The following is a 20,484-nucleotide window of genomic DNA, read 5'->3' on the forward strand; positions in this document are numbered from 1 at the left end:
CTTTATTCCTGCGGCGCTTTTGTGGTGATAATTTGTCCGAGCGCCAAGCGCCAGATTCAACTTTCTTCTCTGGCGCGTCCGATTCTTTTCAAGCCCCCCGGCGACTCCTGCGACGAAAGGAGCGAACTGAGCGCGATCACCCATGCATTATTTTTTACATACTAATATATGATTTGATTCTCAAACATCCGCATCCTTGTGAGGGGCCGCTCTGCAAGGATCCCATCGACAAATCCAGCGGCTTTCTTGAGGACATGCTTCATCGCCTCCCCGCCGCATCCGCCATCGGCGCGCGAAGGGCAGCATTATTGGCGCCGGATCCTGCGTCGGCGGGGCCGGGCCCTGGAGGGGCCGGCGCGGGAGCCTCCAAAGGCGGCTGCGCCTTATTTCCGGTGACGAGGGCTCCCGCGCTCCCCCGCGCAGAGAAAAACGTCGCAATGGCCTCGGCGACGCGACTCGACGCCTTGTCGCGCCATTCCGCCGAGCTCAAGGCCGCATCATCCTTTTCATTGGAAAGATAGCCAAGCTCCAACAGCACCGAAGGGACGTCGGGCGCCCGCAAGACCCGGAAGCCCGCGGACCGCTGCGGGTTCTTATTGAGCCGCCCGGCCACCTTCCAATAATTCACCAAAGTGCGGGCGAATACGTGGCTGTAGGCGCGGGTTTCCCGACGGGTCAGATCGAACAAAATATCGGAAACGTCGCCGGCGTCATCCGCCCCGTCGAGGCCGGCCGCGGCGTCGGATTGATTCTCCTTCTCGGCGAGGCGGGCGGCCTCGGCGTCCGATGCCCGGTCCGAGGCCGTATAGACGGTTGCTCCGGCGACATCGGCGGCGGCGGACAAAGTGTCGGCGTGAATGGATACGAAAAGGGCGGCATTGGCGTTTCGCGCCATCTTCACCCGCTCCGCGAGCGGAATGAAACTGTCGTCATCGCGAGTCAAGACGGTCATGAACCGCCCATCGGATTCGAGCTTGGCCGCAACGGCCTTGGCGAAGGCGAAAACCAGATCCTTCTCGACCAGACCGTTGACCATCGCGCCAGAGTCGATGCCGCCGTGCCCAGGATCGATCATGATCACCGGCCTTCCCGCCGCGGCCACGAATTTTTGCGTCTGCCTGGCCTGCGCCTGCCCGGCCAGGGCGGCGCGCGCGGATTGAGCCGCCGCCCGGAACTCCGCCCGATCGGTTTTGGCGAGCTCGATAACCAGGCGCGCCTTGCCGTCGCCGTCGCTCTTATCGCAGGCGGCCCGCACGATCCGCGCCGGCGCGGCGAGATCAATGACGATGCGCGACTTTCCCTGCTCAAGCTGGCCGAAGCGGAAAGAGCCGACGAGAACGGCCGGCTTGGCGTGCCGCGCGCGCCGTCCCCTGTGGCGCGGCGGCCTCGGCGGCTTGCCGATCTGTGGATCGAGCGCGAACTCGACCTGAGGCAAATCGACGATGATGCGATTTGGGCCGGCAAGCGCGAAAGCCGCCGCCTCGACCGGGCCCGAAAGCTCGAACACAAGCCTGGCGCTGTCGGCGTTTTCCTCGAGCCGCGCCGCTTTGGCGACGAGGCGTCCACCCGGATCGAGGGAATCCGGCGCCCCCTTTATGAGCGCGCGGTCCATTTTCCCGATCAGGTCCTCAACCTGGCCCTCGGCCGGCGCGGTAAGCTGAGCGCCAGGTTGCCCGCCGATTTGCGCGCCGCGCGCGAGCGTCATCCCGGCGAGGGCCAGCGCCGCCATCCCAAACGCGATGAGGACAGCCCTCGGACCGGCGGCCTTCCAAATCATCGCGCCCTCCGGCATTCGATTCGCCCCGATTCGCCTTCTCTCGCCTGCGGTGCGCCGATCCGGCGCGCCCCATCATTTGAGCGCTTCAACCCGATTCCCACTTTTCTTGACTTCGCCAGAATCCCTCTTGCTCATAGGATCAGCGCGGTTAACGCCGTGTAACTATGCCAGAAGCCGGGGGCTTCGACCGTGACAGTGGGGACACAGGCGAGTAAAAACTTGCCAAACCGCTAAGAAACCCGATATGAAAGGGGCATTCTTTCTCGGGCCCGGAAATTCGGGCGCTTCGAGCCATCGGCCCCCATCCGGCTTTCCGCCGCCTTTTTCACATGGCGTTCGAGTGTTCGGCGTTTGAGTTTTTGGCGTTTGGCTCGTTAATGTTTGGATCTTGGACGCTTGGGTCTTCGACAATTGGGTCTTGGACATTGGGGTCTCGGACCTCTCGACGCGAAAACCGGAGCTGAGATGGCTTCGCGCTTGGCGACGCCTCAGCGGCTCCAGCCCGGAATGAATTTTGGACGGTTGCCGTTTCGGGCAAGCTGTCCCGAATAGGTAAAGTGGACATGGTCTGCCTCGCGGCGAGTGACTCGGCGACGGTCAAGCATATTGGCGATGCAATTCATTGGGTTGCAGAGGCGCCGGTCCCTTTTGGTCCAAAGCGTATGGTTTCTAAGTCGATGCGTCATGGTCGCGACCCTTCGGGCAGTGCGTGCTTGAAGGGACCCGGCCCTCGCGGATCGTCCCGCCTCAGCAAAACGCTCCACCGCGCGTTTCTCTTTTTCCAATCCCCCTCCCATCCAATGCTTGACGCGCGCCTGTGTCGGCGGCGCCTCACGCCGGAGTCTCTTTCGCAGACTTTCGCCGGCGGCCGCAGCCCCACGCGCGTCAGGCCTCAACGAGTTTCAAATGGCCAACAAAATGCTCATCGACGCGTCCCACCCGGAAGAAACCCGGGTGGTCGTGCTTCGCGGTAACCGGGTTGAAGAATTCGATTTCGAGTCCGCCAGTAAAAAACAGCTTCGCGGCAATATTTACCTCGCCAAGGTCACCCGCGTCGAGCCATCGCTGCAAGCAGCCTTTGTCGATTACGGCGGCAACCGGCACGGTTTTCTTGCCTTTTCGGAAATCCACCCGGATTATTATCAAATTCCGGTTGTCGACCGGCAGGCGCTCATAGACGAAGAGGCCCGCGCCCAGCGCGACGAAGAGGACGACGAGTCCCGCGCGCAGCGGCGCAGCCGCCGGTCCCGGCGCGGCGATCGCAACGGCAACGGACGGCGCGTCGAGAAACGCCGCGACGACGAGACCCTCTCCGAGACATTTGAAGGCGAAGCGCTGTCGCAGCTGGATGCCGGTTTCGAGGTCGAGGCGGTGGGATCGGAGCCCGGGCGCTTCGATGCCGACGAAGTCAATGGATCATCGCCATCAGAGGCCGCGACGGCGGAATCTGACGACTCGGATGAGTCGTTTCGAGAAAACGCGCCTGCTCCCGCGGCCGGCGAGGCATCGGACGAACCCTTGTTCGGCTTCGCCGAAGAGGGTTTCGCGCCAACTCCAGAGGCGGAAAATTTTGCTCCGGAAGAAGACCTCCGGCGCGAATCATCAGACGCCTTTGAGGACCGCGCATCGCAGGACCAGGCTTCGTCGGACGCGGCCGAAAACCGCTCGCCCGATCATCGTCACGGCGACGCCGACGACGAAGGCGAGGATGACGAGGAGCAAGTCGAACAACTCGGCGGCGATGCGATGGAGGATGTGCCGGCCCGGCCGCACCGCTATCGCAAGCAATATAAGATCCAGGAGGTCATCAAGCGCCGCCAGGTTCTGCTCGTGCAGGTCGTCAAGGAGGAGCGCGGCAACAAGGGCGCCGCTCTGACGACTTATCTCTCGCTCGCCGGACGCTATTCCGTGCTGATGCCGAATACGGCGCGCGGCGGCGGCATCTCCCGCAAGATTACCGACTCGACCGACCGGCAGAGGCTGAAATCGATCGCCCAGGAGCTTGAGGTTCCGGAAGGCATGGGCGTTATTTTGCGCACCGCCGGCGCCTCGCGCACCAAGGCCGAGGTCAAGCGGGATTTCGAATATTTGCTGCGGATGTGGGAGACAGTTCGCGAAATCACTTTGCAATCCACGGCGCCGACGCTCGTCTATGAGGAGGGATCGCTGATCAAGCGGTCGATCCGCGATCTTTTCAACAAGGATATCGACGAGATCCTGGTGTCCGGGGAAAACGGCTATCGCGAGGCGAAGGAGTTCATGCGCCTGCTGATGCCAAGCCATGCCAAGAACGTCCAGCCCTATCGCGATCCGCAGCCCATCTTTGCGAAATCCGGCGCCGAGGCGCAACTCGATGCGATGTTCTCCAATCAGGTGACCCTACGGTCCGGCGGCTATATCGTCATCAATCAGACCGAAGCCCTGGTCGCAATCGACGTCAACTCGGGCCGTTCGACGCGCGAACATAATATCGAGGACACCGCGCTTCGGACCAATCTCGAGGCGGTCGATGAAATCGCCCGCCAATTGCGGCTCCGCGACCTCGCCGGCCTTATTGTCCTCGATCTCATCGACATGGAGGAAGGCCGCAACAATCGCGCCGTCGAGCGTCGCTTGAAGGACGCTCTCAAGAACGACCGGGCGCGCATCCAGGTCGGCCGCATCTCGCATTTCGGCCTCCTGGAAATGTCGCGCCAGCGCATCCGCACCGGCGTTCTCGAAGGCTCGACCGTCATATGCCCACATTGCGCCGGGGCGGGGATGCTGCGCTCCACCTCCTCTATCGCCCTGCATGTCCTGCGCATTCTGGAAGACGCCCTGATCAAGAGCGCGAGCCATGACATCATCGTCAAGACGCGGACCATTGTCGCGCTCTATATCCTCAACCAAAAGCGCGCCCATCTGCATGATTTGGAAAGGCGATTTGGCGCGTCCGTGACCGTCGCGGCCGACGACAGCCTGACCGGGGCCACTTATTACGCGTTGGAGCGCGGCGAACCCGCCGTCGGCTCGATCGAGACGCCGGCGCTGGCGCAAGGCGAGCCTCACCGCGGCGCGGTCCAACCGGCGACGGATCGTTTCTTCCGAGAAGCGGACGAAGAGATCGAGGCCGATTTGATCGGCTCGGAATTCGCGGCCGACGCGAATGAAGACGAAGACTCGCGGGAGACCGTCCAGGACGGCGGCGAGGTGGCGGCGCGCGAACGCGGACAGGACAGAGCGATCGAGCGCCAGGATGGCGATGGCGAAAGCGACGCCGATGGCCGGCGCAAGCGCAGACGCAGACGCAGGCGCGGCCGCGGATCTGATCGCGAGGGATCAGGGATCGCCGCGAATGCGCCCCAGCCCCCCGACGATGCGCTCGAGGCGATCGCTATGATTGGCGGCCTGCAACACCGAGTCAGCGGCGATGCGGAATCGCTGTTTGAGCCGGCGCTTGTGGAAGCTCCGAGCGCCTCGGAGGATGAAGCCCAGATCGAAACAGTGCCCGCCGAGATCGCTCCGGTTGAGGCGCAGGCTGATGCGGCCGAGCCCATTGACGAGGGCCAAACCGCTGCGACGCCGGCTGCGGAGGCTCCGGCTGGGGAAGTCCAGATCGCGGAAATCGCGGAAGGAGAAAGCGCCGCTCCCGCCGAGCGCCGTCGTCCGCGCCGGGGAGGACGCGCGTCACGCGCAGCCGCGCAGCCGGAGCTTTCAGCCGAACCCGCCTCCGGCGCCACGCCGGAACTCGCGCTGGAGCCAGAAGCGGCTCCAAAGCCGGCGCGCAGCCGCCGGGCCCCGCGCCCGCGCAAGTCCGCATCCACAACAGCCGCGACGGAAGCATCCGCGGCCGAGGCAAGCGCTGGCGCCGAAGCGCTCGCGGCCAGCGGGCCAGGACCTCAAGCTCCGGACATTGAGCTTGCCGGCGGTGAAGAAAATGCGCCGCAAGGGACGCCAGCCAAAGCCCAGGCGGAGACCGGCGCCTCCCAGGAAGACGGGGCGCCGTCTTTTTCCTTCGACTCATCCGAACCAGAGTCTTCGCAGCAGGAGCCGGCGCGGCCGAAGCGTTCCGGTTGGTGGCAGCGCGCGAAGGCGAGCTTCAGAGGATAGCCAGTAAGGAAATGGCCGGGCCTACGCCCGGCCATTTCGTCCCCGCCGAATTGCAGCGGCGACAAGCCGGACTTGGGCGTTATCTTGCCGGGGTCTCTATCTTCGCCTTGAGCCCCTTCAAACCGGCGACGTACAGATCCGAGACGCTCTTTTCCGCCGCGGCGCCCGGGCCGATCGGTTTGAAAGCGCTCATCCAAAGGACGTTGACCTTAGTCTTGCCGATCGGCAAAACCTTAATCGTTGCCGCATAATGCTCAACCGGCAAGGGGGTCTCGACGCCCTTATAGCTGTAAGCGCGGCCGAGATTGTTCCGGTTGATTTCCTTTTCGACGAGTTTGCCGCCATCCTTCAAGATCACGGTTCTGATCCTGGCCTTTCCATCGCTTTCGACCTCGCAGGAGGCGACGGCCGGATGCCAATTCTGGATCCCGCAGAAGTCTCCGATCGCCGCCCATACCGCGTCGGCGGTGGCGTTGATCTCAATTCGATCCATGACTTTTTCCGCCAAGGCGCCGCTTGCGGAGCAAAGCAAGGCGAGCGCCGCCGCCAAAAATCCACGCATCATTGCACTCCGTTCCCGGCCGCCAGCCAAGACTTTGACCGATTGGGAGGTTGCGGCAATTTTTTACTGAAGGAAAGAGGGCTTGGAGCGGACGAAGGCTTCGCATCCAGGCAGCTTTTATGGCGCGCTCCTTCTCCAATAATGTTCCGCCTAAACATCAATTAATTTGTATAATTTGTTGATATACAGTCAGGAACTCCTGCTGTTACCGGAGCCAGGATTTCAACCGCCGCATCGCCTCAACAATATCCCCTTCCGGCCCGGCGAAAGAAAACCGCACCGCCCCGCGGCCCCGGGTTCGGTCGAAGTCGAGGCCAGGAGTGGCCGCGACGCCGATCTCGTCGAGCATCTTGGCGCAGAAATGGCCGGAATCGTCGGTCAGACGCGAAACGTCGACATAAATATAAAAGGCGCCATCGACGGGATGGAAACCGCCAAGGCCCATGTCCGGCAATTCGTTGAGGAGAATAGCGCGATTGCGGGCATAGCCGGAAAGAACGCGCTGCAGATCCTCTTGCGCGTCGAAAACCGCCTCCGCGCCGATCTGGCTTAGAAGCCCGACGGAGACGGCGAGGTTCTGCTGCAGGCGCTCGACTGTGCGAACCATATGTCCGGGCAGAACGAGCCAGCCGATCCGCCAGCCGGTCATGCAAAAATATTTAGAAAAGGAATTGGCGACAATGACCTCGGAGGAAAACTCCAGCGCCGTTCGCGCCGGTTGGCCATAGGTCAGGCCATGATAGACCTCGTCGGAAATGAAGGCGACGCCGAGCCGCTCGCAGGCCGCGCAAACATCTCGCAAGGCTTCGGCGCTCATCATGGTCCCACTCGGATTGGCCGGGCTCATCAGCAAAATGCCGTCGAGTCTCGTCTTCGCATGGACGGCCTCGATCATCGACGGGGTCACGACAAATCGGGTCGCCTCGCTCACCTCGATCGTCACCGTCTCGATCCCCAAGGCTTCGAGAATATTGCGATAGGCCGGATAGCCCGGCGCGGCGATCGCGACTCGCGCGCCGGCATCGAACAGGGAGAGGAAGGCCAGCAGGAAACCGCCGGACGACCCGTTCGTCACGACAATGTGTTCGGGCGCCACCGCTAGGCCATAAGCGTCGCGGTAATGTCGCGCGATCCGCTCCCGCAAGCTGGGCCGGCCCAGCGCTTCGGTATAGCCGATGCGGCGGCCGTCGAGCGCCGCCATGGCGGCTTCTCGAACCGCGCGCGGCGGCGGCGAGCCGGGCTCTCCAATCTCCAGATGGATGATGTCCTGTCCTTGCGCCTCCCGCCGTCTGGCGTTCGCCAGGACATCCAGCGCCATGAAAGGGGCGACATTGGACCGCCGCGAGATTTGGACGCGTGACGATGACGGACCGCTCCGCGGCGCCGCTTCGGTCATAGCGTCAGTCCTTTTGGCGTTGGCTCTGCGCGGGCGACCCTACCAGCGCCAGAATTGCAGGCGCCGCCTTCACCGCGTGAAACCTGCGCGAAGTCCATTTCGACCATCCTTAAAAACATCCCTTTGATCGCCTTTAAGTCGCGCTCCCGACGTTTCCATAAAGTCGGCGGCGTTCTATGATGACGATCATGACTCAGGAGAAAAATGAATGATCGAGCGAAGAAGTCCCGCCCTTAACCAATTTCGTCGCGCCCGCGCGTCGATTTTGGCCTTCGCCCTGCTGGCTGTCGCCTTTTCTCCAGCCCGCGCGGAGGGGTTTTCGCCGGGACAGAAAGCCGAGATAGAGTCGATAATCAAGAATTTCCTGCTGGAAAAGCCGGAAATTCTGCGCGACGCCGCCGCTGAACTCGATGCGCGCGAAAAAATCGCCGAAGCCAAGGCGCGTGAAAAAATCGTCGGCGATCCGTCGGGTCCGCTTTATAGCGCCGGCAATCCGGTCGTGATTGGCAATCCGGACGGCAAGATCACCTTGATCGAATTCTATGATTATAATTGCGGCTATTGCAAACGAGCCCTCGGCGATCTCGCGCGGCTCATGAAGGACAATCCCGATCTAAAAGTGATCTTGCGCGATCTTCCTATTCTTTCGCCGGGCTCGATCGAAGCGGCGCGGATCGCCAACGCCGCCAGCAATCAATTCAAGGGCGCCAAATTTTGGGAGTTTCACCAGAAGCTTCTCAGCAGCCGCGGCCAGGTCGGCAAGACGGAAGCGCTCGCCGCCGCCAAGGAGCTCGGCGCCGACATGGACAAGCTCGGCAAGGACGCCGCGGCGGCTTCGATCACGGCCGACATCGAGCAATCCGAGCAAATCGCCAAATCGCTGGCGGTGACAGGAACGCCCTCCTACGTGATCGGCTTGGATGTGGTCGTCGGCGCCGTCGGCTACGATGATTTGCAGGCCAAAATCGTCAATGTCAGAAAATGCGGCAAAGCCATTTGTTCGTAAGGCGCGTCAGCCGGGCCGGCGCTTCGCCGGACCGGCTTCCCAACCGCCAGGGCCTAAGCGAGATTGGCCATCTGATTCGAAGGCAGGCTCGTCAGTTAGGCTGGCGGGGCGCCATGGCAGGAGAGGAGGGACTCGAACCCCCAACCCCCGGTTTTGGAGACCGGTGCTCTAACCAAATTGAGCTACACTCCTACATGCGGGGCGACATTAGCTTGAAGGCCCCGGTCTAATCAAGCGCGCGCGTCGAAAACCTGCAGATTCCGTTGCGGTTTTGCTTCCTAGCCCCAGAGCCGCCCCTTCGAACCCCCCTCTTTCTCCACCGATGAAACCCGCCTGCGCCATTGCACGATCATTGCATGGCGCAATGGGCGCGACATCGCGGCGAGCAAACCGCCCCCGATGGCGAGCCCTCCGCAGCGGAGACAAGGGACATGTTGCCAACCATCATTCTGGTCGACGGGGCGCCGCGATGCGTCATCCGTCCAACCGACAAGAAGGATCTCGATCGCTTCGTCCGGAACGCGAAGAAATATCTTCTTGCCGGAAACGAAGAAGGAAAAGTCACGCATCGGCCGGCCGATGACGACGAATCCGCCAAATGGAGGGAGGGATTCGCCCTCCATAAGGCCTGGGGCGGCGCCGACGACACCTTTATCGGGATTCCTCTGTTCGGCTGACCCGAATCCGACCTAAACGAAAGCTAGAACATGACCGATGCAGCGACCAAGTCCGGCCAGGACGAAGACCGCCTCATAGCCGAGGCGCGCGCCAATTTCCCCAGTTTCTTCCGCTGGGTTGGCATTCTAAACGACATGATCGCGAAAGAAATCGGACCGAAGTTTGGGCTTGCGGCGAGCGCTCCCGAGGTCAGCGTCGCCGACGGAAAGGTCAGTTGGACGCTCGAAGCCTCGCGGCCCGGCAAGCCGGTCCTGAGCATCCCCTTTTCGATCAGCGGCGATCGCATCAGCTTCGCCCACGCCAAATTCGAGTTCGCCAACGCGGCGACAGGGCAGAAAAGCGCGACATTCGCGGCGGAAGCCTCCGACGACGCGAACCGCATCCTGTCCGATCTCGTCCAAGATTATATAGGCTAAGGCCATGCATCTGGATGTCGCGATCGCATGGACCGATGCGACATGGGATCCGCTCGCGGGATGCACGCGCAAAAGCGCCGCCTGTCGGCATTGTTACGCCGAAGCCATGACCGCCGCGGCGTCGCAAGCGGGCATGTGGGGGCATGGGTTCGCCGAGCTTGGCCCGGCCGGTCCGGCCTGGACCGGCAAGATCGAACTCTTGGAAGACCGCCTCGCCCTGCCCCTTGGCTGGGACAGGCCGAGCCGGATCTTCGTCAATGCTGGCTCGGATCTCTTCCACGAATCGCTGCCAAACGCCGCGATCGACCGCGTCTTCGCGGTCATGGCCCTGGCGCCGCATCTCACCTTTCAGGTCCTCACAAAGCGGCCCAAGACGATGCTGGCCTATCTCTTGGACTCCGAGGCGCTTTCCCGCATCGAACGTGCGATGGGCGAGATCGCGACCGATCCGAACCTGACAAAAATCGACTCTTGGCCGCTACCAAATGTCTGGCTCGGGGTCACCGCCGAAAATCAAAAGGAGGCGGATCGCCGCATTCCGCTATTGCTGCAGACGCCCGCGGCCGTGCGATGGATCGCCGCCGAGCCCTTGTTGGAGCAATTGGACCTCAAGGTCGGGACCTGGCTCAAGGAGGGTCCGAACGCTCCCGGCCCTAAGCTCGACTGGATCGTGGCGGGCGGTGAAATCGGCGCCGAGGCGCTTCCCTGCCAGCCGAACTGGGCGAGATCGCTGCGCGACCAATGCGCCGAAAGCGGCGCGGCGTTTTTCTGGCATCAATGGGGCGAGCACGTCCCCTGCGCCGGAGTCGAAGCGGATCCTGCGCCGGAGCCGGTGAAAATGACCTTCAGCCGCGTCGGCGCGGCGCCCTCGCCTCGCCTGCTCGACGGCGCCCTCCATCAGGCGTTTCCGTTCGCTCGGAGCTAATCATCAATCGATCAGCCCGCGCTCGCGCGCGGCGGCCTCGGCGAAGGCGCGCGCGTTCCCGGTAAAGCTCGCGCCGTCATTGGCGGTGGCGTTGTTCCCGATCGTGACCCCATCGCCGAGCGCGCGGCGGCCATCCTCCGCAACGATGAAAAAAGCGTAGCGATGCGCCTCCAGGCAATGCCGGACCAGAATGGTTTCCTCATCCGCCTGCTCTACCGAAAATTCAGACTCACTTTCCATTATGCCTCACCTTACTGCTGAACAACGAGCTCTACCATTTCCCCGCGTGGCGGAAGGCCGTCGCCATCATCCGCTCAAGTCGCATCCGCGAATTTGTCCTCGAGCCAAATTTCCTGCCGGGCGAACGGCTTAATATTGAAATCATGGGTGACATGGCCACAGGCCAGCGCCCCCAGAACGACGGCGCCTTCAGCCTCGAGACGCTCGCGCGCGGCGAGAAGCGTTGTCCCGGTCGAGATAATATCGTCGATCAGCACGACCGCCTGCCCGCGCACCGGAAAATCGCAGGTCATCATGGCGGCGATCGCCTCGCGTTGGCTGGCCTCGGCATCCTGCACGAGAGGCGGCGGCGGCTTCGTCCAGAACAGCGCATCGACCAGCGACCATTTGAGTTCAGTCGGCGCCAGAGCCTCATTTGCCATCACCCAAGAGCGAAACTGCGTCGCATCGATCAGCGCGTCATCGGAGGGCATCGGGACCAGCAGCGGGCTCGACCAGGATGCTTCTTCCGCGATCCTATTGGCGATGAATTTGCCGTAGGCGCGGCGCGCCAGACCAATATTGCTTGCGCGAACGCCGACCTTGTCGCGTTGCGTGTGAATCTGAAAAGGCTGCTCGAACTCCCCGGAGCGCACTGCGCGGCAAAAATGATAGGCGTCCCAATAATCTTGCGTGCGGGCAAGGGATTGATGCGCCGCATCTGAATAATAGCCGCACATAAACAAGATTTTCATCGCTTCGAATCCCCATGAGGATGTCTCGAGCGTTTCACTTCGGATCATGGAGCCGCGAGCCCCCGCAATCGGATCGCGAAGAAAGGCGCTTGGCTTGAATGCCTTGGCCTGATGCTTGGAGGAGAGATCGCCACGTTTTTGCAGAGCCGCGTCCCGTCGGCGACATTTGCCGCCGGCATGGTCTAGGGTCCGATTTCATCGAGCAAGAACCATACCGGGGCCAGGGAGCGAAGCCCTGTCAATGCCGGCGAGAGACTGGCGGGCAAACGAACAAATGCATTATAAAGCAAGCCATTCCGGCCCCTTTCCTCCCCATAGGGAGCGTTGAAACCCGACGTGGAAAAAGCAGCATCGCGGCCCTGCTCGACCGCCGATCTCATCGACCGGCTGAAGAGGATCGTCGGCGCGAATAACGTCCTCGACGACGCTTCCGGCATGGAGGGCTTCTTGCGCGAGCCGCGCGATCTCTTCAAAGGCAAGGCGGTCTGCGTGGCGCGGCCGGGCTCGACGCGGGAAGTCGCGGCCGTGCTGGCGCTGTGCAGCGAAACCGCGACGCCGGTCACGCCGCAGGGCGGCAACACCGGCCTTGTCGGCGGCCAAATTCCCGCCGCGGGCGGCGAGGCGATCGTCCTATGGCTCGGCCGGATGCAGGCCTTGCGTGAGATCGATCCGGCCTCCAACACGATGACCGTCGAAGCCGGCATGACCTTGGCCCGCGCGCAGGCGGAAGCCGACCGCGCCGGGCGCCTCTTTCCGCTTTCGCTCGCCTCGCAAGGCTCCTGCACCATTGGCGGCAATCTTGCCGCCAATGCCGGCGGAACTGGGGTGCTCGCCTATGGCGCCGCGCGCGATCTCGTGAATGGGCTAGAGGTGGTGCTGGCCGACGGCCGGATTTTGTCCGATCTGTCGAAGCTCAAGAAAGACAACACCGGCTATGATCTCAAACATCTGTTCATCGGCTCGGAAGGGACGCTCGGGATCATCACAGCCGCCGTGTTGAAACTCTTTCCAAAGCCGCGCGCGATCGAGACGGCTTTCATCGGCCTCGCCTCTCCCGCAAAGGCTTTGGCTCTGCTCGGCCTCGCCAGGGATTTTGTCGGAAACGAGGTCACGGCCTTCGAGCTTGTCCCGCGCATAGGCCTCGAGTTCGTTTTGAAACATGCAGCCGGCGCGCGAAACCCGCTCTCGGCCCCACACGCATGGCATGTGCTGCTCGAACTCAGTTCGCAGAGCGAAGAAGGTCTCGCCGGGCGCCTGCTCGCGCTCTTGGAATCCGCCGCCGAATCGGGCGTCATCGAGGATGCCGTTGTCGCGGCCTCGCTCGATCAGCGCCAAGCCTTCTGGACGCTGCGCGAACTCCTGTCGGAAGTGCAGCGCTTTGAGGGCGGCTCGATCAAACATGACGTCAGCGTCCCCATCGCAGATGTCCCTGTCTTTCTCGAAGAGATCGAGCGCGCGGTGAGCGCGGCCATGCCGGGCGCGCGGATGGTGGCTTTCGGCCATCTCGGCGATGGCAATATTCACTGCAACGTGTCGCAGCCGATCGGCGCCGACAGAGGCGCGTTTCTAGCGCGCTGGGACGAGATCAATGCGATTGTCCACGCTATCGTCGCGGCGCATCGGGGGTCGATTTCGGCCGAGCATGGCATTGGCCAGTTGAAGCGCGATCTCCTGCCGCAAGTGAAGGATAAGGTCGCGATGGAGTTGATGCGCGCGATCAAGCACACGATCGACCCAAAAGGAATCCTTAACCCCGGCAAGGTCCTCTGATCCTCCACCGTGCGCCGCATATTTAACATGAAAGGCCAGTCCATGCCGCTCGTTCGCATCTCGCTCTTGAAGGGAAAATCGCGCGCCTATCGCAAAGCCATTCAGGACGGCGTCTATCAGGCCATGCGCGAGGCCTTCGATGTCCCGGAAGATGATTGCTTCATGCTGATCGATGAATATAAGCCGAGCAATTTTATCTACAGCCACAGCTATCTGGGCATCATCCGCGACGACGATCTGGCAATCATTCAAATCACCGCGAACAACACCCGGACGCTTGAGAAAAAGAAGGCGCTCTACGCCCGCGTCGTGGAGTTGCTTGCGGAGAACCCCGGCGTGAGGCCGGAAAATATATTCATCAATCTCGTCGAGGTGCAGAAGGAGAATTGGTCCTTCGGAAACGGAATCGCGCAATATGGGTGAGGCGTCACTGCGCCGCGCGAGGCTGCATGCTGGTTGGAAACGGGATAAGAGCCACCATGAAACGCCGCAAGTCCTGGGCGATTTCAGAATCGGCTTTGAGGGCGGCGAGACTTCGCGGCGAGGGAATGTCCTGGCCGCTTTCGATCATCGCTTCGGCCCAGAATTCGAGAGCCTCGGCCGCGTTCAACATCGCCTCATCCAGCGTATCGCCAGCGGAGACGCAGCCCGGCAGATCGGGAAACCAGACGCCGACGGCCTTGCCCTCCTCCTATTCAACGATGGCGACGCAGTGGGTCATGCCAAGTCGATAGCCTATTTCAAATCAACAGAACCTAAGCCCTCACCCTGAGGAGGCCTGAAAGGCCGTCTCGAAGGGCGAGGGCGCTCGGGACGCATCCTTCGAGACGCCCGCTTCGCGGGCTCCTCAGGATGAGGATGCGGCCTTGAGAGAGCTCGCCATTCTTTGCTTGTGCGCCGACTGGTGGGTTGTTCACATCGAGCCTTGGCGCAGGACATTCTTTCCTACCCCGCCTGTACAAAACTCTCCAGCACCAGCTTGCGGCCGGCCTTGTCGAAATCCACTGTCAGCTTGTTGCCGTCCACCGCCGCCACCGCGCCATAGCCGAATTTGACGTGGAACACCCGCGCGCCTTTCACAAAGCCCGAGGCGGCGCTCGACTTGGCGACGAGTTCGCCCTCGATCTGCATTGGACCGCGCCGCCCGGAGCCTTGATTGAATCCGCTTTGCTTGAAGCTCTCGCCTTTCGCTTGCGCCTGCCGCGTCTCCTCGCCGCGGCGCTGGGCGCGCTGCCAACCTGGCGTCGCATAGGACGAGCCATAGCTGTCCATATTGGCGAAACGCGATTGCGCATAGCCGCCATAGGCCGCGCCCGAGGCCGCCTCGACCACGTCAACATGGTCGGCAGGCAATTCGTCCAGAAAACGCGAGGGAATCGTCGTCTGCCAAAGCCCGTGAATGCGCCGGTTGGTGGCGAAGTAGATTTTGGCGCGGCGCTTGGCCCTTGTCAGGCCGACATAGGCGAGCCGCCGCTCCTCCTCGAGGCCGGCGCGCCCGGATTCATCGAGCGAGCGCTGATGCGGAAAAAGCCCCTCCTCCCAGCCCGGCAAAAAAACGGTTTCGAATTCGAGGCCCTTGGCGCCATGCAAAGTCATGATCGAGACACGCGCGCCGGCTTCCTTGTCCCCTGCCTCCATCACCAGCGAGATATGTTCGAGAAAGGCGCCAAGATCGGGGAACTCCTCCATCGAACGGACGAGTTCCTTCAGATTTTCGAGCCGCCCCGCCGCCTCGGCGGTCCGGTCCTTGCGCCACATGTCGGTGTAACCCGATTCCTCCAAAATCATTTCGGCGAGTTCGCCTTGCGGCTTGGAATCGATCAGACCAGCCCAGCGGGAAAAATCGCTCAAGAGGCTGCGCAGGGTCTGGCGCTGCTTGGGCTTCAGCTCCTCGGTCTCGACCATGTTTTGCGCCGCCTGCATCAAGGGGATGCGCTGGCGCCGCGCATAATCATGCAGGAGTTGCAACGTGGCGTCGCCAAGGCCGCGCTTGGGCAGGTTGAAGATCCGCTCGAAGGCGAGATCGTCGGCGGGCTGCGCGACGCAGCGCAGATAGGCCAGCGCGTCGCGAATTTCGGCGCGCTCGTAAAACCGCGGACCGCCGATCACCCGATAAGGCAGGCCCAATGTGATGAAGCGCTCCTCGAATTCGCGCATCTGAAATGAGGCGCGCACCAGGATCGCGATCTCCTCCAGGCCGTGGCCTTGGCGCTGCAATTGTTCGATCTCTTCGCCAACGCCGCGCGCCTCCTCCTCTGAGTCCCAGACGCCTGTGACGGTGGGCTTTTCACCCAATTCGTCATCGGTGAAAAGCGTCTTGCCAAGCCGCCCCTCGTTATGCGCGATGAGCGAAGCGGCGGTCGCGAGAATATGGCCGGTGGAGCGATAATTGCGCTCGAGCCGGATGACTTTGGCACCCGGAAAATCAACCTCGAAACGCAGAATATTATCGACCTCGGCGCCGCGCCAGCCATAGATCGATTGATCGTCGTCGCCGACGCAGCAGACATTATGGCGGCCTTGCGCAAGAAGCCTCAGCCACAAATATTGGACCGTGTTGGTGTCCTGATATTCGTCGACGAGCATATAGCGGAAACGCTCCTGATAAAGCTTCAGAATGTCGGGATTGTCGCGCAGCAACCGCAACGACTCCAGCAGGAGATCGCCGAAATCGGCGGCGTTGAGGATTTTCAGCCGCTCCTGATAGAGCGCATAAAGCTGGCCGCCCTTGCCATTGGCGAAGGCTGCGGCCTCTCCGGCCGGCACATGCGCCGGGTCGAGGCCGCGATTTTTCCAAGCGTCGATCTGATAGGCGAGGGCGCGCGCGGGCCAGCGTTTGTCGTCGACATTCTCGGCTTGCAAAACCTGCTTCAAAAGCCGGATCTGATCATCCGTATCGAGAATGGTGAAGCCGGATTTGAGGCCGACGAGTTCGGCGTGGCGGCGCAGGATCTTGGTCGAAATCGCATGAAACGTGCCGAGCCAAGGCATGCCTTCGGCGACAGGACCGGCGATGGCGCCGACCCGCTCCTTCATTTCCCGCGCCGCCTTGTTGGTGAAGGTCACGGCGAGGATCTCATGCGCCCTGGCGCGGCCTTGGCCGATGATATGGGCGATCTTCGTCGTGAGAACGCGGGTCTTGCCGGTGCCCGCGCCGGCGAGCACCAGAACCGGACCGTCCATCGCCTCGATCGCCGCGCGCTGCTCGGGGTTCAGCCCGTCGAGATAGCGCTGGCCGCCCGCCGCGGCTCGGGCGCGCGCGGCGATGCCGCCGGGATTGGGCGGCGGGGCATCGAGATCGGCGAGGGAAAACGGATCGGTCAAGTCGTCACGGGCTCCTGCGCGCAACCAAAAAGCGAATCATGACGCTTTCTTTGCATTATGCGCGAATTCGGCAAGCGCTCAATTCCAGCGGCTTCGGCGCGCTCGCTTAAGCCGCACTCTCACGCCAAGGGCGATCGCGCCAGCGCGGCAGGCCTGGGCAAAATGGCGCATATTGGCCGCGTCACAATCTTGTAGCACATTGGAGCGAGCGTAAGCGCTCGCGATTTTTCCTGCTCGGTTCCGCCCAAATTGTCGCCGCGAGCTGATCCCGCGATCTTATAGGAGTGCGCCGTGAAAGACGAGCTGAAGGAGCGCTTTCGCCGCCTCGTCGAGGAGACCCGGTCCGCTCGCGACCATGTGCGCGGATTGGTCGCCGCCAAGCGCTGGACCGAAGCTGAACCGGATCGCGGCCGCATGATGCGGTTCATGTCGCGAAAGGCCGACATGTCGGCGCCGCGAGGGAAGGAAGCCCTGATTGGAGACACCGTCGACCTGCAGGCGGCTAGCTTCCTCCCCGAGGGAGCGCAGGCGCGCCGCGCCGTCGCTTATGTCGAGGTCTCCGGACCAAAATCCTCCACCGCCGGAACCGGCTTTCTGATCAGCCCGAATCTCTTCATCACCAATCAGCATGTGATAGAAGACGCCGACGCGGCGCGCGGGGCGCAGATCATTTTCGACCGCGAAGCTGATGAACTGGGGCGCCCAAGAAGCACCAGCGCGTTTCTCCTCGACCCCGACCGCTTTGCATTATTTTCGCCCGTGGACGCGCTCGATTATGCGGTGATCGCGGTCGGGCCGTTGAATTCCGGCGCCGGCTCGATCGAGGATTTCGGCTTTTGCGCCCTCTCCAATCGTCCCGACAAGCACGCGATCGGCATGAGCGTCAACATCATACAGCATCCGCTTGGGTGGCCGAAGATGATCGCCTTGCGCAACAACATGCTGCAATTCCGAACCGACAGAACGCTTCTCTATGAAACCGATACAGATCATGGCTCCTCGGGCGCGCCGGTCTTCAACGACGAGTGGGAGCTGATCGCCCTGCATCATTACGGCGAGCCCTTTCTTGAGCGGTCCGACGAGACGGGCCATCCAATCAGCGCCACCGTGAACGAGGGCGTGCGCATCAGCGCGATCTATGACGATCTGGAGGCGCGGCTCGCCACGCTCGATCCCCTCCGGCAAAGCCTGCTGCGCGAGGCGCTCGCCTACGACAAGCAGGCGCAAGCGCGCCCGGCCGGGCGAAGGCTCGACCCGCCCCGCCCGGCCAAAGCTCCAGCCGAGTCCATTCCCCTCGATCCCACGGGAGCCCGCATGCCGATTCCATCGAACAACCCCGATTCGCAGCAGCAACAGCCAATTCCGCAAGATCAACAAGAACTGCGCATCACGATTCCGATCGAAATCACCGTGCGAATTGGCGCAGGAGGCGCGGCGACAGGCGCGAGCGTGCGGCAAGAACCGCCGCCCGCGCGAACGCTGTCGCGCGCCGCCGAAGCGCTCAAGGTCGATCAGGATTACAGCAATCGCACCGGATATGATCCGGCATTCATCCTCGGCGCCGAGGTTCCACTGCCAACGCCCAGCGCGGATCTCGCCAAGCAGGTGGCGGCTCTGCGCGCCGGCGAACCAAACGCCGAAGATGGCGAGCTGAAATACGAACATTTCAGCATCAAGATGAACAAGGGCAAGCGCGTCGCCATCTTTAGCGCGACCAACATCGACGGCGAGACCTATCAAAACGTCGATCGCAAGAGCGGCAAGGTCGCCGATGCCGCCGAAGCCGAGCGATGGTTCAATGATCCAAGAATCAGCGCAAGCTTCTTCCTCGGCCAGTCCTTCTATTCGGATTGGTCCGACTTTTTCGACCGCGGCCATCTCACCCGCCGTTCGGACCCCACCTGGGGCCCCTCGGACGAGGCCGAGCGCGCCAACGCCGACACATTCCATTTCACCAATTGTTCGCCGCAACACTTCCGCTTCAACCAGACAACGCCGTTTTGGCAGGGCGCGGAGCGCTACGTGCTGGAGAATGGGGCGCTCGTCGAAGACTCGCGAAAGCGCATCTGCGTCTTCCAGGGACCGATTTTCGACGACCGCATCGACATGCTGGCCGACGCGGTGCAGATTCCCTCATCCTTTTTCAAGGTGATCGTCTGGAAGGGCGCGCGCGGCCTCAAGGCGGTCGGCCTCGTGGTCGATCAGCGCAACCTTCTGTCGGAGTCGCGCCGCAGCCTCGGTTCGCCAAAAGACGTTCCTTCCATCGACGTATCGCAATGGCGCATGGCGATCGCCGCGATCGAAAAGCGCACTGGCCTCGATTTCGGTCCCGCGATCAGGGCCGCGGATACGATCAGCCAAGGCCCGCAGCCAAGGGTTGGGGAGGAAGCGGTCTTTCTGATCAAGTCCCTCGCCGATCTTCTGCCAGCCTGAAATCCGGTCGTCGGCGAGCAGCGGGGGCGGCGCAGAACCGATGGCGCGGCGTTTTCGCCGGGCGCCTGCGCATGGACAGAATTGCCCGCGTCCTTTCTAAGTTTATTCTCTTGATCGCGCCGTCGATCGATTGGAAGAATGAGCCATGGAAAAACGCGCCCTCGGACGAACAGGACTTCACATCGCCCCGCTGGCGTTAGGCGGCAACGTCTTCGGCTGGACCGCCGACGAGGCGACCTCTTTCTCCATCATCGACGCTTTTGTCGAGCGCGGCTTTTCCCTGATCGACACAGCCGACGTCTATTCGATCTGGGTTCCCGGCCACGAGGGCGGAGAATCCGAGACGATCATCGGCAACTGGCTGCAACGCGGCGGCGCGCGCGACAAGATCCACATCGCGACGAAAGTCGGCATGGATATGCACGCGGCCGGCAAAGGCCTCTCCAAAGCCCATATCATCCAATCGGCCGAGGCCTCCCTGCGGCGCCTGCGAACCGACCACATCGACCTCTATCAGGCGCATGTTGACGACGTCTGGACGCCGCTTGAGGAAACGCTGGAGGCCTTCGCGACCCTTGTGCAAGCGGGCAAGGCGCGCGCCATCGGGGCCTCCAATTATGTCGCGCCGCGGCTCAAAGAGGCATTGGCCTTGAGCAAGGACAAAGGAATTCCCCGCTACGAATGCCTGCAGCCGCTCTACAATCTGGTCAACCGGGCGCTGTTCGAAGGCCCCCTGCAGAAGCTCTGCCTTGAGGAAGGTTTAGGCGTCATCCCTTATTACGCCTTGGCCGCCGGCTTCCTCACCGGAAAATACCGCAAGCTTGAAGATGTCGAAGGAAAGCCGCGCGGCAAAACCGTCGCCCATTATCTCGATCCGCGCGGGCTCGATATTTTAGGCGAGCTGGACAAGATCGCGGCGCGCTATCAAGCGAGCCCGGCGCAGATCGCGCTCGCCTGGCTTATCGCCCAGCCCGGCGTCACTGCCCCGATCGTCAGCGCGACGAGCCTTCAGCAGTTTGAAGAAATCGCCAAAGCCGCGACGATCGATCTCGACGCGCAAGCGCTGCAAAGGCTCGACAGGGTCAGCGCATGAGCGCCATGATGGCGGCGCTTTCTCGCGGCCTCCGTTCGAAC

15 protein-coding genes, 1 tRNA gene and 1 pseudogene are annotated in these 20,484 nt (G+C 62.3%); 9 read left to right on the forward strand and 8 right to left on the reverse strand.

The features are described from left to right. Positions 1 to 259: 259 nt before the first annotated feature. On the reverse strand, positions 260 to 1,777 hold the full coding sequence (locus DL86_RS02880) for an N-acetylmuramoyl-L-alanine amidase (RefSeq protein WP_245276174.1): 1,518 nt from the start codon (positions 1,775 to 1,777) through the stop codon (positions 260 to 262). A 906-nt stretch (positions 1,778 to 2,683) separates the two neighbouring features. Here DL86_RS02880 and DL86_RS02885 point away from each other — a divergent pair. Beyond that, the gene (locus tag DL86_RS02885) at positions 2,684 to 5,866 is read left to right on the forward strand and encodes an Rne/Rng family ribonuclease (RefSeq protein ID WP_036257781.1); all 3,183 of its coding nucleotides are present in this window, start codon (positions 2,684 to 2,686) and stop codon (positions 5,864 to 5,866) included. Positions 5,867 to 5,945: 79 nt separating this feature from the next. Here the strand turns inward: DL86_RS02885 and DL86_RS02890 are convergent, their stop codons facing one another. Both DL86_RS02890 and DL86_RS02895 read right to left on the reverse strand, forming a co-directional pair. Further along, the gene (locus DL86_RS02890) at positions 5,946 to 6,431 is read right to left on the reverse strand and encodes an SRPBCC family protein (protein ID WP_036257783.1); all 486 of its coding nucleotides are present in this window, start codon (positions 6,429 to 6,431) and stop codon (positions 5,946 to 5,948) included. 202 nt (positions 6,432 to 6,633) lie between these two features. Further along, a complete protein-coding gene (locus DL86_RS02895) occupies positions 6,634 to 7,824 on the reverse strand; it encodes a pyridoxal phosphate-dependent aminotransferase (RefSeq protein WP_036257785.1) in 1,191 nt (396 codons plus the stop codon). 208 nt (positions 7,825 to 8,032) lie between these two features. Between DL86_RS02895 and DL86_RS02900 the strand changes: the two genes are divergently transcribed. Beyond that, positions 8,033 to 8,830, forward strand: coding sequence for a DsbA family protein (locus DL86_RS02900; RefSeq protein ID WP_051952511.1), 798 nt, complete (start codon positions 8,033 to 8,035; stop codon positions 8,828 to 8,830). 114 nt (positions 8,831 to 8,944) lie between these two features. Here DL86_RS02900 and DL86_RS02905 read toward each other — a convergent pair. Further along, a tRNA-Trp gene (locus DL86_RS02905) sits at positions 8,945 to 9,022 on the reverse strand. 239 nt (positions 9,023 to 9,261) lie between these two features. On the opposite strand from DL86_RS02905, the gene DL86_RS02910 reads away from it, so the two are divergent. The 3 genes from DL86_RS02910 to DL86_RS02920 are packed head-to-tail and all read left to right on the forward strand — an operon-like array spanning position 9,262 to position 10,849. After that, positions 9,262 to 9,507: a hypothetical protein gene (locus tag DL86_RS02910; protein ID WP_036258155.1), complete on the forward strand. Its 246-nt coding sequence runs from the start codon at positions 9,262 to 9,264 to the stop codon at positions 9,505 to 9,507. Between the two features lie 30 nt (positions 9,508 to 9,537). Next, positions 9,538 to 9,924 carry a hypothetical protein gene (locus DL86_RS02915; RefSeq protein WP_036257788.1) on the forward strand — a complete coding sequence of 129 codons (387 nt, stop codon included), beginning with the start codon at positions 9,538 to 9,540 and terminating at the stop codon, positions 9,922 to 9,924. Between the two features lie 4 nt (positions 9,925 to 9,928). Continuing rightward, positions 9,929 to 10,849: a phage Gp37/Gp68 family protein gene (locus DL86_RS02920; protein WP_036257790.1), complete on the forward strand. Its 921-nt coding sequence runs from the start codon at positions 9,929 to 9,931 to the stop codon at positions 10,847 to 10,849. Positions 10,850 to 10,852: 3 nt separating this feature from the next. Here DL86_RS02920 and DL86_RS02925 read toward each other — a convergent pair whose 3' ends face one another. Both DL86_RS02925 and DL86_RS20225 read right to left on the reverse strand, forming a co-directional pair. Next, positions 10,853 to 11,089: a hypothetical protein gene (locus tag DL86_RS02925; protein ID WP_036257791.1), complete on the reverse strand. Its 237-nt coding sequence runs from the start codon at positions 11,087 to 11,089 to the stop codon at positions 10,853 to 10,855. Positions 11,090 to 11,163: 74 nt separating this feature from the next. Further along, positions 11,164 to 11,823, reverse strand: coding sequence for a phosphoribosyltransferase (locus DL86_RS20225; RefSeq protein WP_202899150.1), 660 nt, complete (start codon positions 11,821 to 11,823; stop codon positions 11,164 to 11,166). Between the two features lie 336 nt (positions 11,824 to 12,159). Here DL86_RS20225 and DL86_RS02935 point away from each other — a divergent pair, with 336 nt between their 5' ends. Both DL86_RS02935 and DL86_RS02940 read left to right on the forward strand, forming a co-directional pair. Beyond that, entirely contained in the window at positions 12,160 to 13,593 is a 1,434-nt protein-coding gene (locus tag DL86_RS02935; RefSeq protein ID WP_036257796.1) for an FAD-binding oxidoreductase, read from the forward strand. Positions 13,594 to 13,635: 42 nt separating this feature from the next. Continuing rightward, positions 13,636 to 14,016 (forward strand): tautomerase family protein, encoded by a 381-nt coding sequence (locus DL86_RS02940; RefSeq protein ID WP_036258159.1) that lies wholly within the window; start codon positions 13,636 to 13,638, stop codon positions 14,014 to 14,016. 4 nt (positions 14,017 to 14,020) lie between these two features. On the opposite strand, the pseudogene DL86_RS02945 reads toward DL86_RS02940, so the two are convergent. Together DL86_RS02945 and DL86_RS02950 are read right to left on the reverse strand one after the other, a co-directional pair. Then, positions 14,021 to 14,269 (reverse strand): annotated as a pseudogene (locus DL86_RS02945) (type II toxin-antitoxin system HicB family antitoxin); the annotation flags it as partial. A 269-nt stretch (positions 14,270 to 14,538) separates the two neighbouring features. After that, positions 14,539 to 16,917, reverse strand: a complete 2,379-nt coding sequence (locus DL86_RS02950; protein ID WP_036257799.1) for an ATP-dependent helicase — start codon at positions 16,915 to 16,917, stop codon at positions 14,539 to 14,541. Positions 16,918 to 17,208: 291 nt separating this feature from the next. Between DL86_RS02950 and DL86_RS02955 the strand changes: the two genes are divergently transcribed. Together DL86_RS02955 and DL86_RS02960 are read left to right on the forward strand one after the other, a co-directional pair. Continuing rightward, positions 17,209 to 19,350, forward strand: a complete 2,142-nt coding sequence (locus DL86_RS02955; RefSeq protein WP_036257803.1) for a DNA/RNA non-specific endonuclease — start codon at positions 17,209 to 17,211, stop codon at positions 19,348 to 19,350. Positions 19,351 to 19,495: 145 nt separating this feature from the next. Beyond that, entirely contained in the window at positions 19,496 to 20,443 is a 948-nt protein-coding gene (locus DL86_RS02960; RefSeq protein WP_036257810.1) for an aldo/keto reductase, read from the forward strand. Positions 20,444 to 20,484: the final 41 nt, after the last annotated feature.

Source organism: Methylocapsa aurea (assembly GCF_000746085.1).
Taxonomy (GTDB): domain Bacteria; phylum Pseudomonadota; class Alphaproteobacteria; order Rhizobiales; family Beijerinckiaceae; genus Methylocapsa; species Methylocapsa aurea.

Bases quoted from the DNA above. Each gene is read 5' to 3' on its own strand.
- DL86_RS02885 (WP_036257781.1), top strand. From the start codon at position 2,684: ATGGCCAACAAAATGCTCATCGACGCGTCCCACCCGGAAGAAACCCGG.
- DL86_RS02900 (WP_051952511.1), top strand. From the start codon at position 8,033: ATGATCGAGCGAAGAAGTCCCGCCCTTAACCAATTTCGTCGCGCCCGC.
- DL86_RS02925 (WP_036257791.1), bottom strand. From the start codon at position 11,089: ATGGAAAGTGAGTCTGAATTTTCGGTAGAGCAGGCGGATGAGGAAACC.
- DL86_RS02880 (WP_245276174.1), bottom strand. From the start codon at position 1,777: ATGATTTGGAAGGCCGCCGGTCCGAGGGCTGTCCTCATCGCGTTTGGG.
- DL86_RS02895 (WP_036257785.1), bottom strand. From the start codon at position 7,824: ATGACCGAAGCGGCGCCGCGGAGCGGTCCGTCATCGTCACGCGTCCAA.
- DL86_RS02920 (WP_036257790.1), top strand. From the start codon at position 9,929: ATGCATCTGGATGTCGCGATCGCATGGACCGATGCGACATGGGATCCG.
- DL86_RS20225 (WP_202899150.1), bottom strand. From the start codon at position 11,823: ATGAAAATCTTGTTTATGTGCGGCTATTATTCAGATGCGGCGCATCAA.
- DL86_RS02915 (WP_036257788.1), top strand. From the start codon at position 9,538: ATGACCGATGCAGCGACCAAGTCCGGCCAGGACGAAGACCGCCTCATA.
- DL86_RS02910 (WP_036258155.1), top strand. From the start codon at position 9,262: ATGTTGCCAACCATCATTCTGGTCGACGGGGCGCCGCGATGCGTCATC.
- DL86_RS02890 (WP_036257783.1), bottom strand. From the start codon at position 6,431: ATGATGCGTGGATTTTTGGCGGCGGCGCTCGCCTTGCTTTGCTCCGCA.
- DL86_RS02960 (WP_036257810.1), top strand. From the start codon at position 19,496: ATGGAAAAACGCGCCCTCGGACGAACAGGACTTCACATCGCCCCGCTG.
- DL86_RS02940 (WP_036258159.1), top strand. From the start codon at position 13,636: ATGCCGCTCGTTCGCATCTCGCTCTTGAAGGGAAAATCGCGCGCCTAT.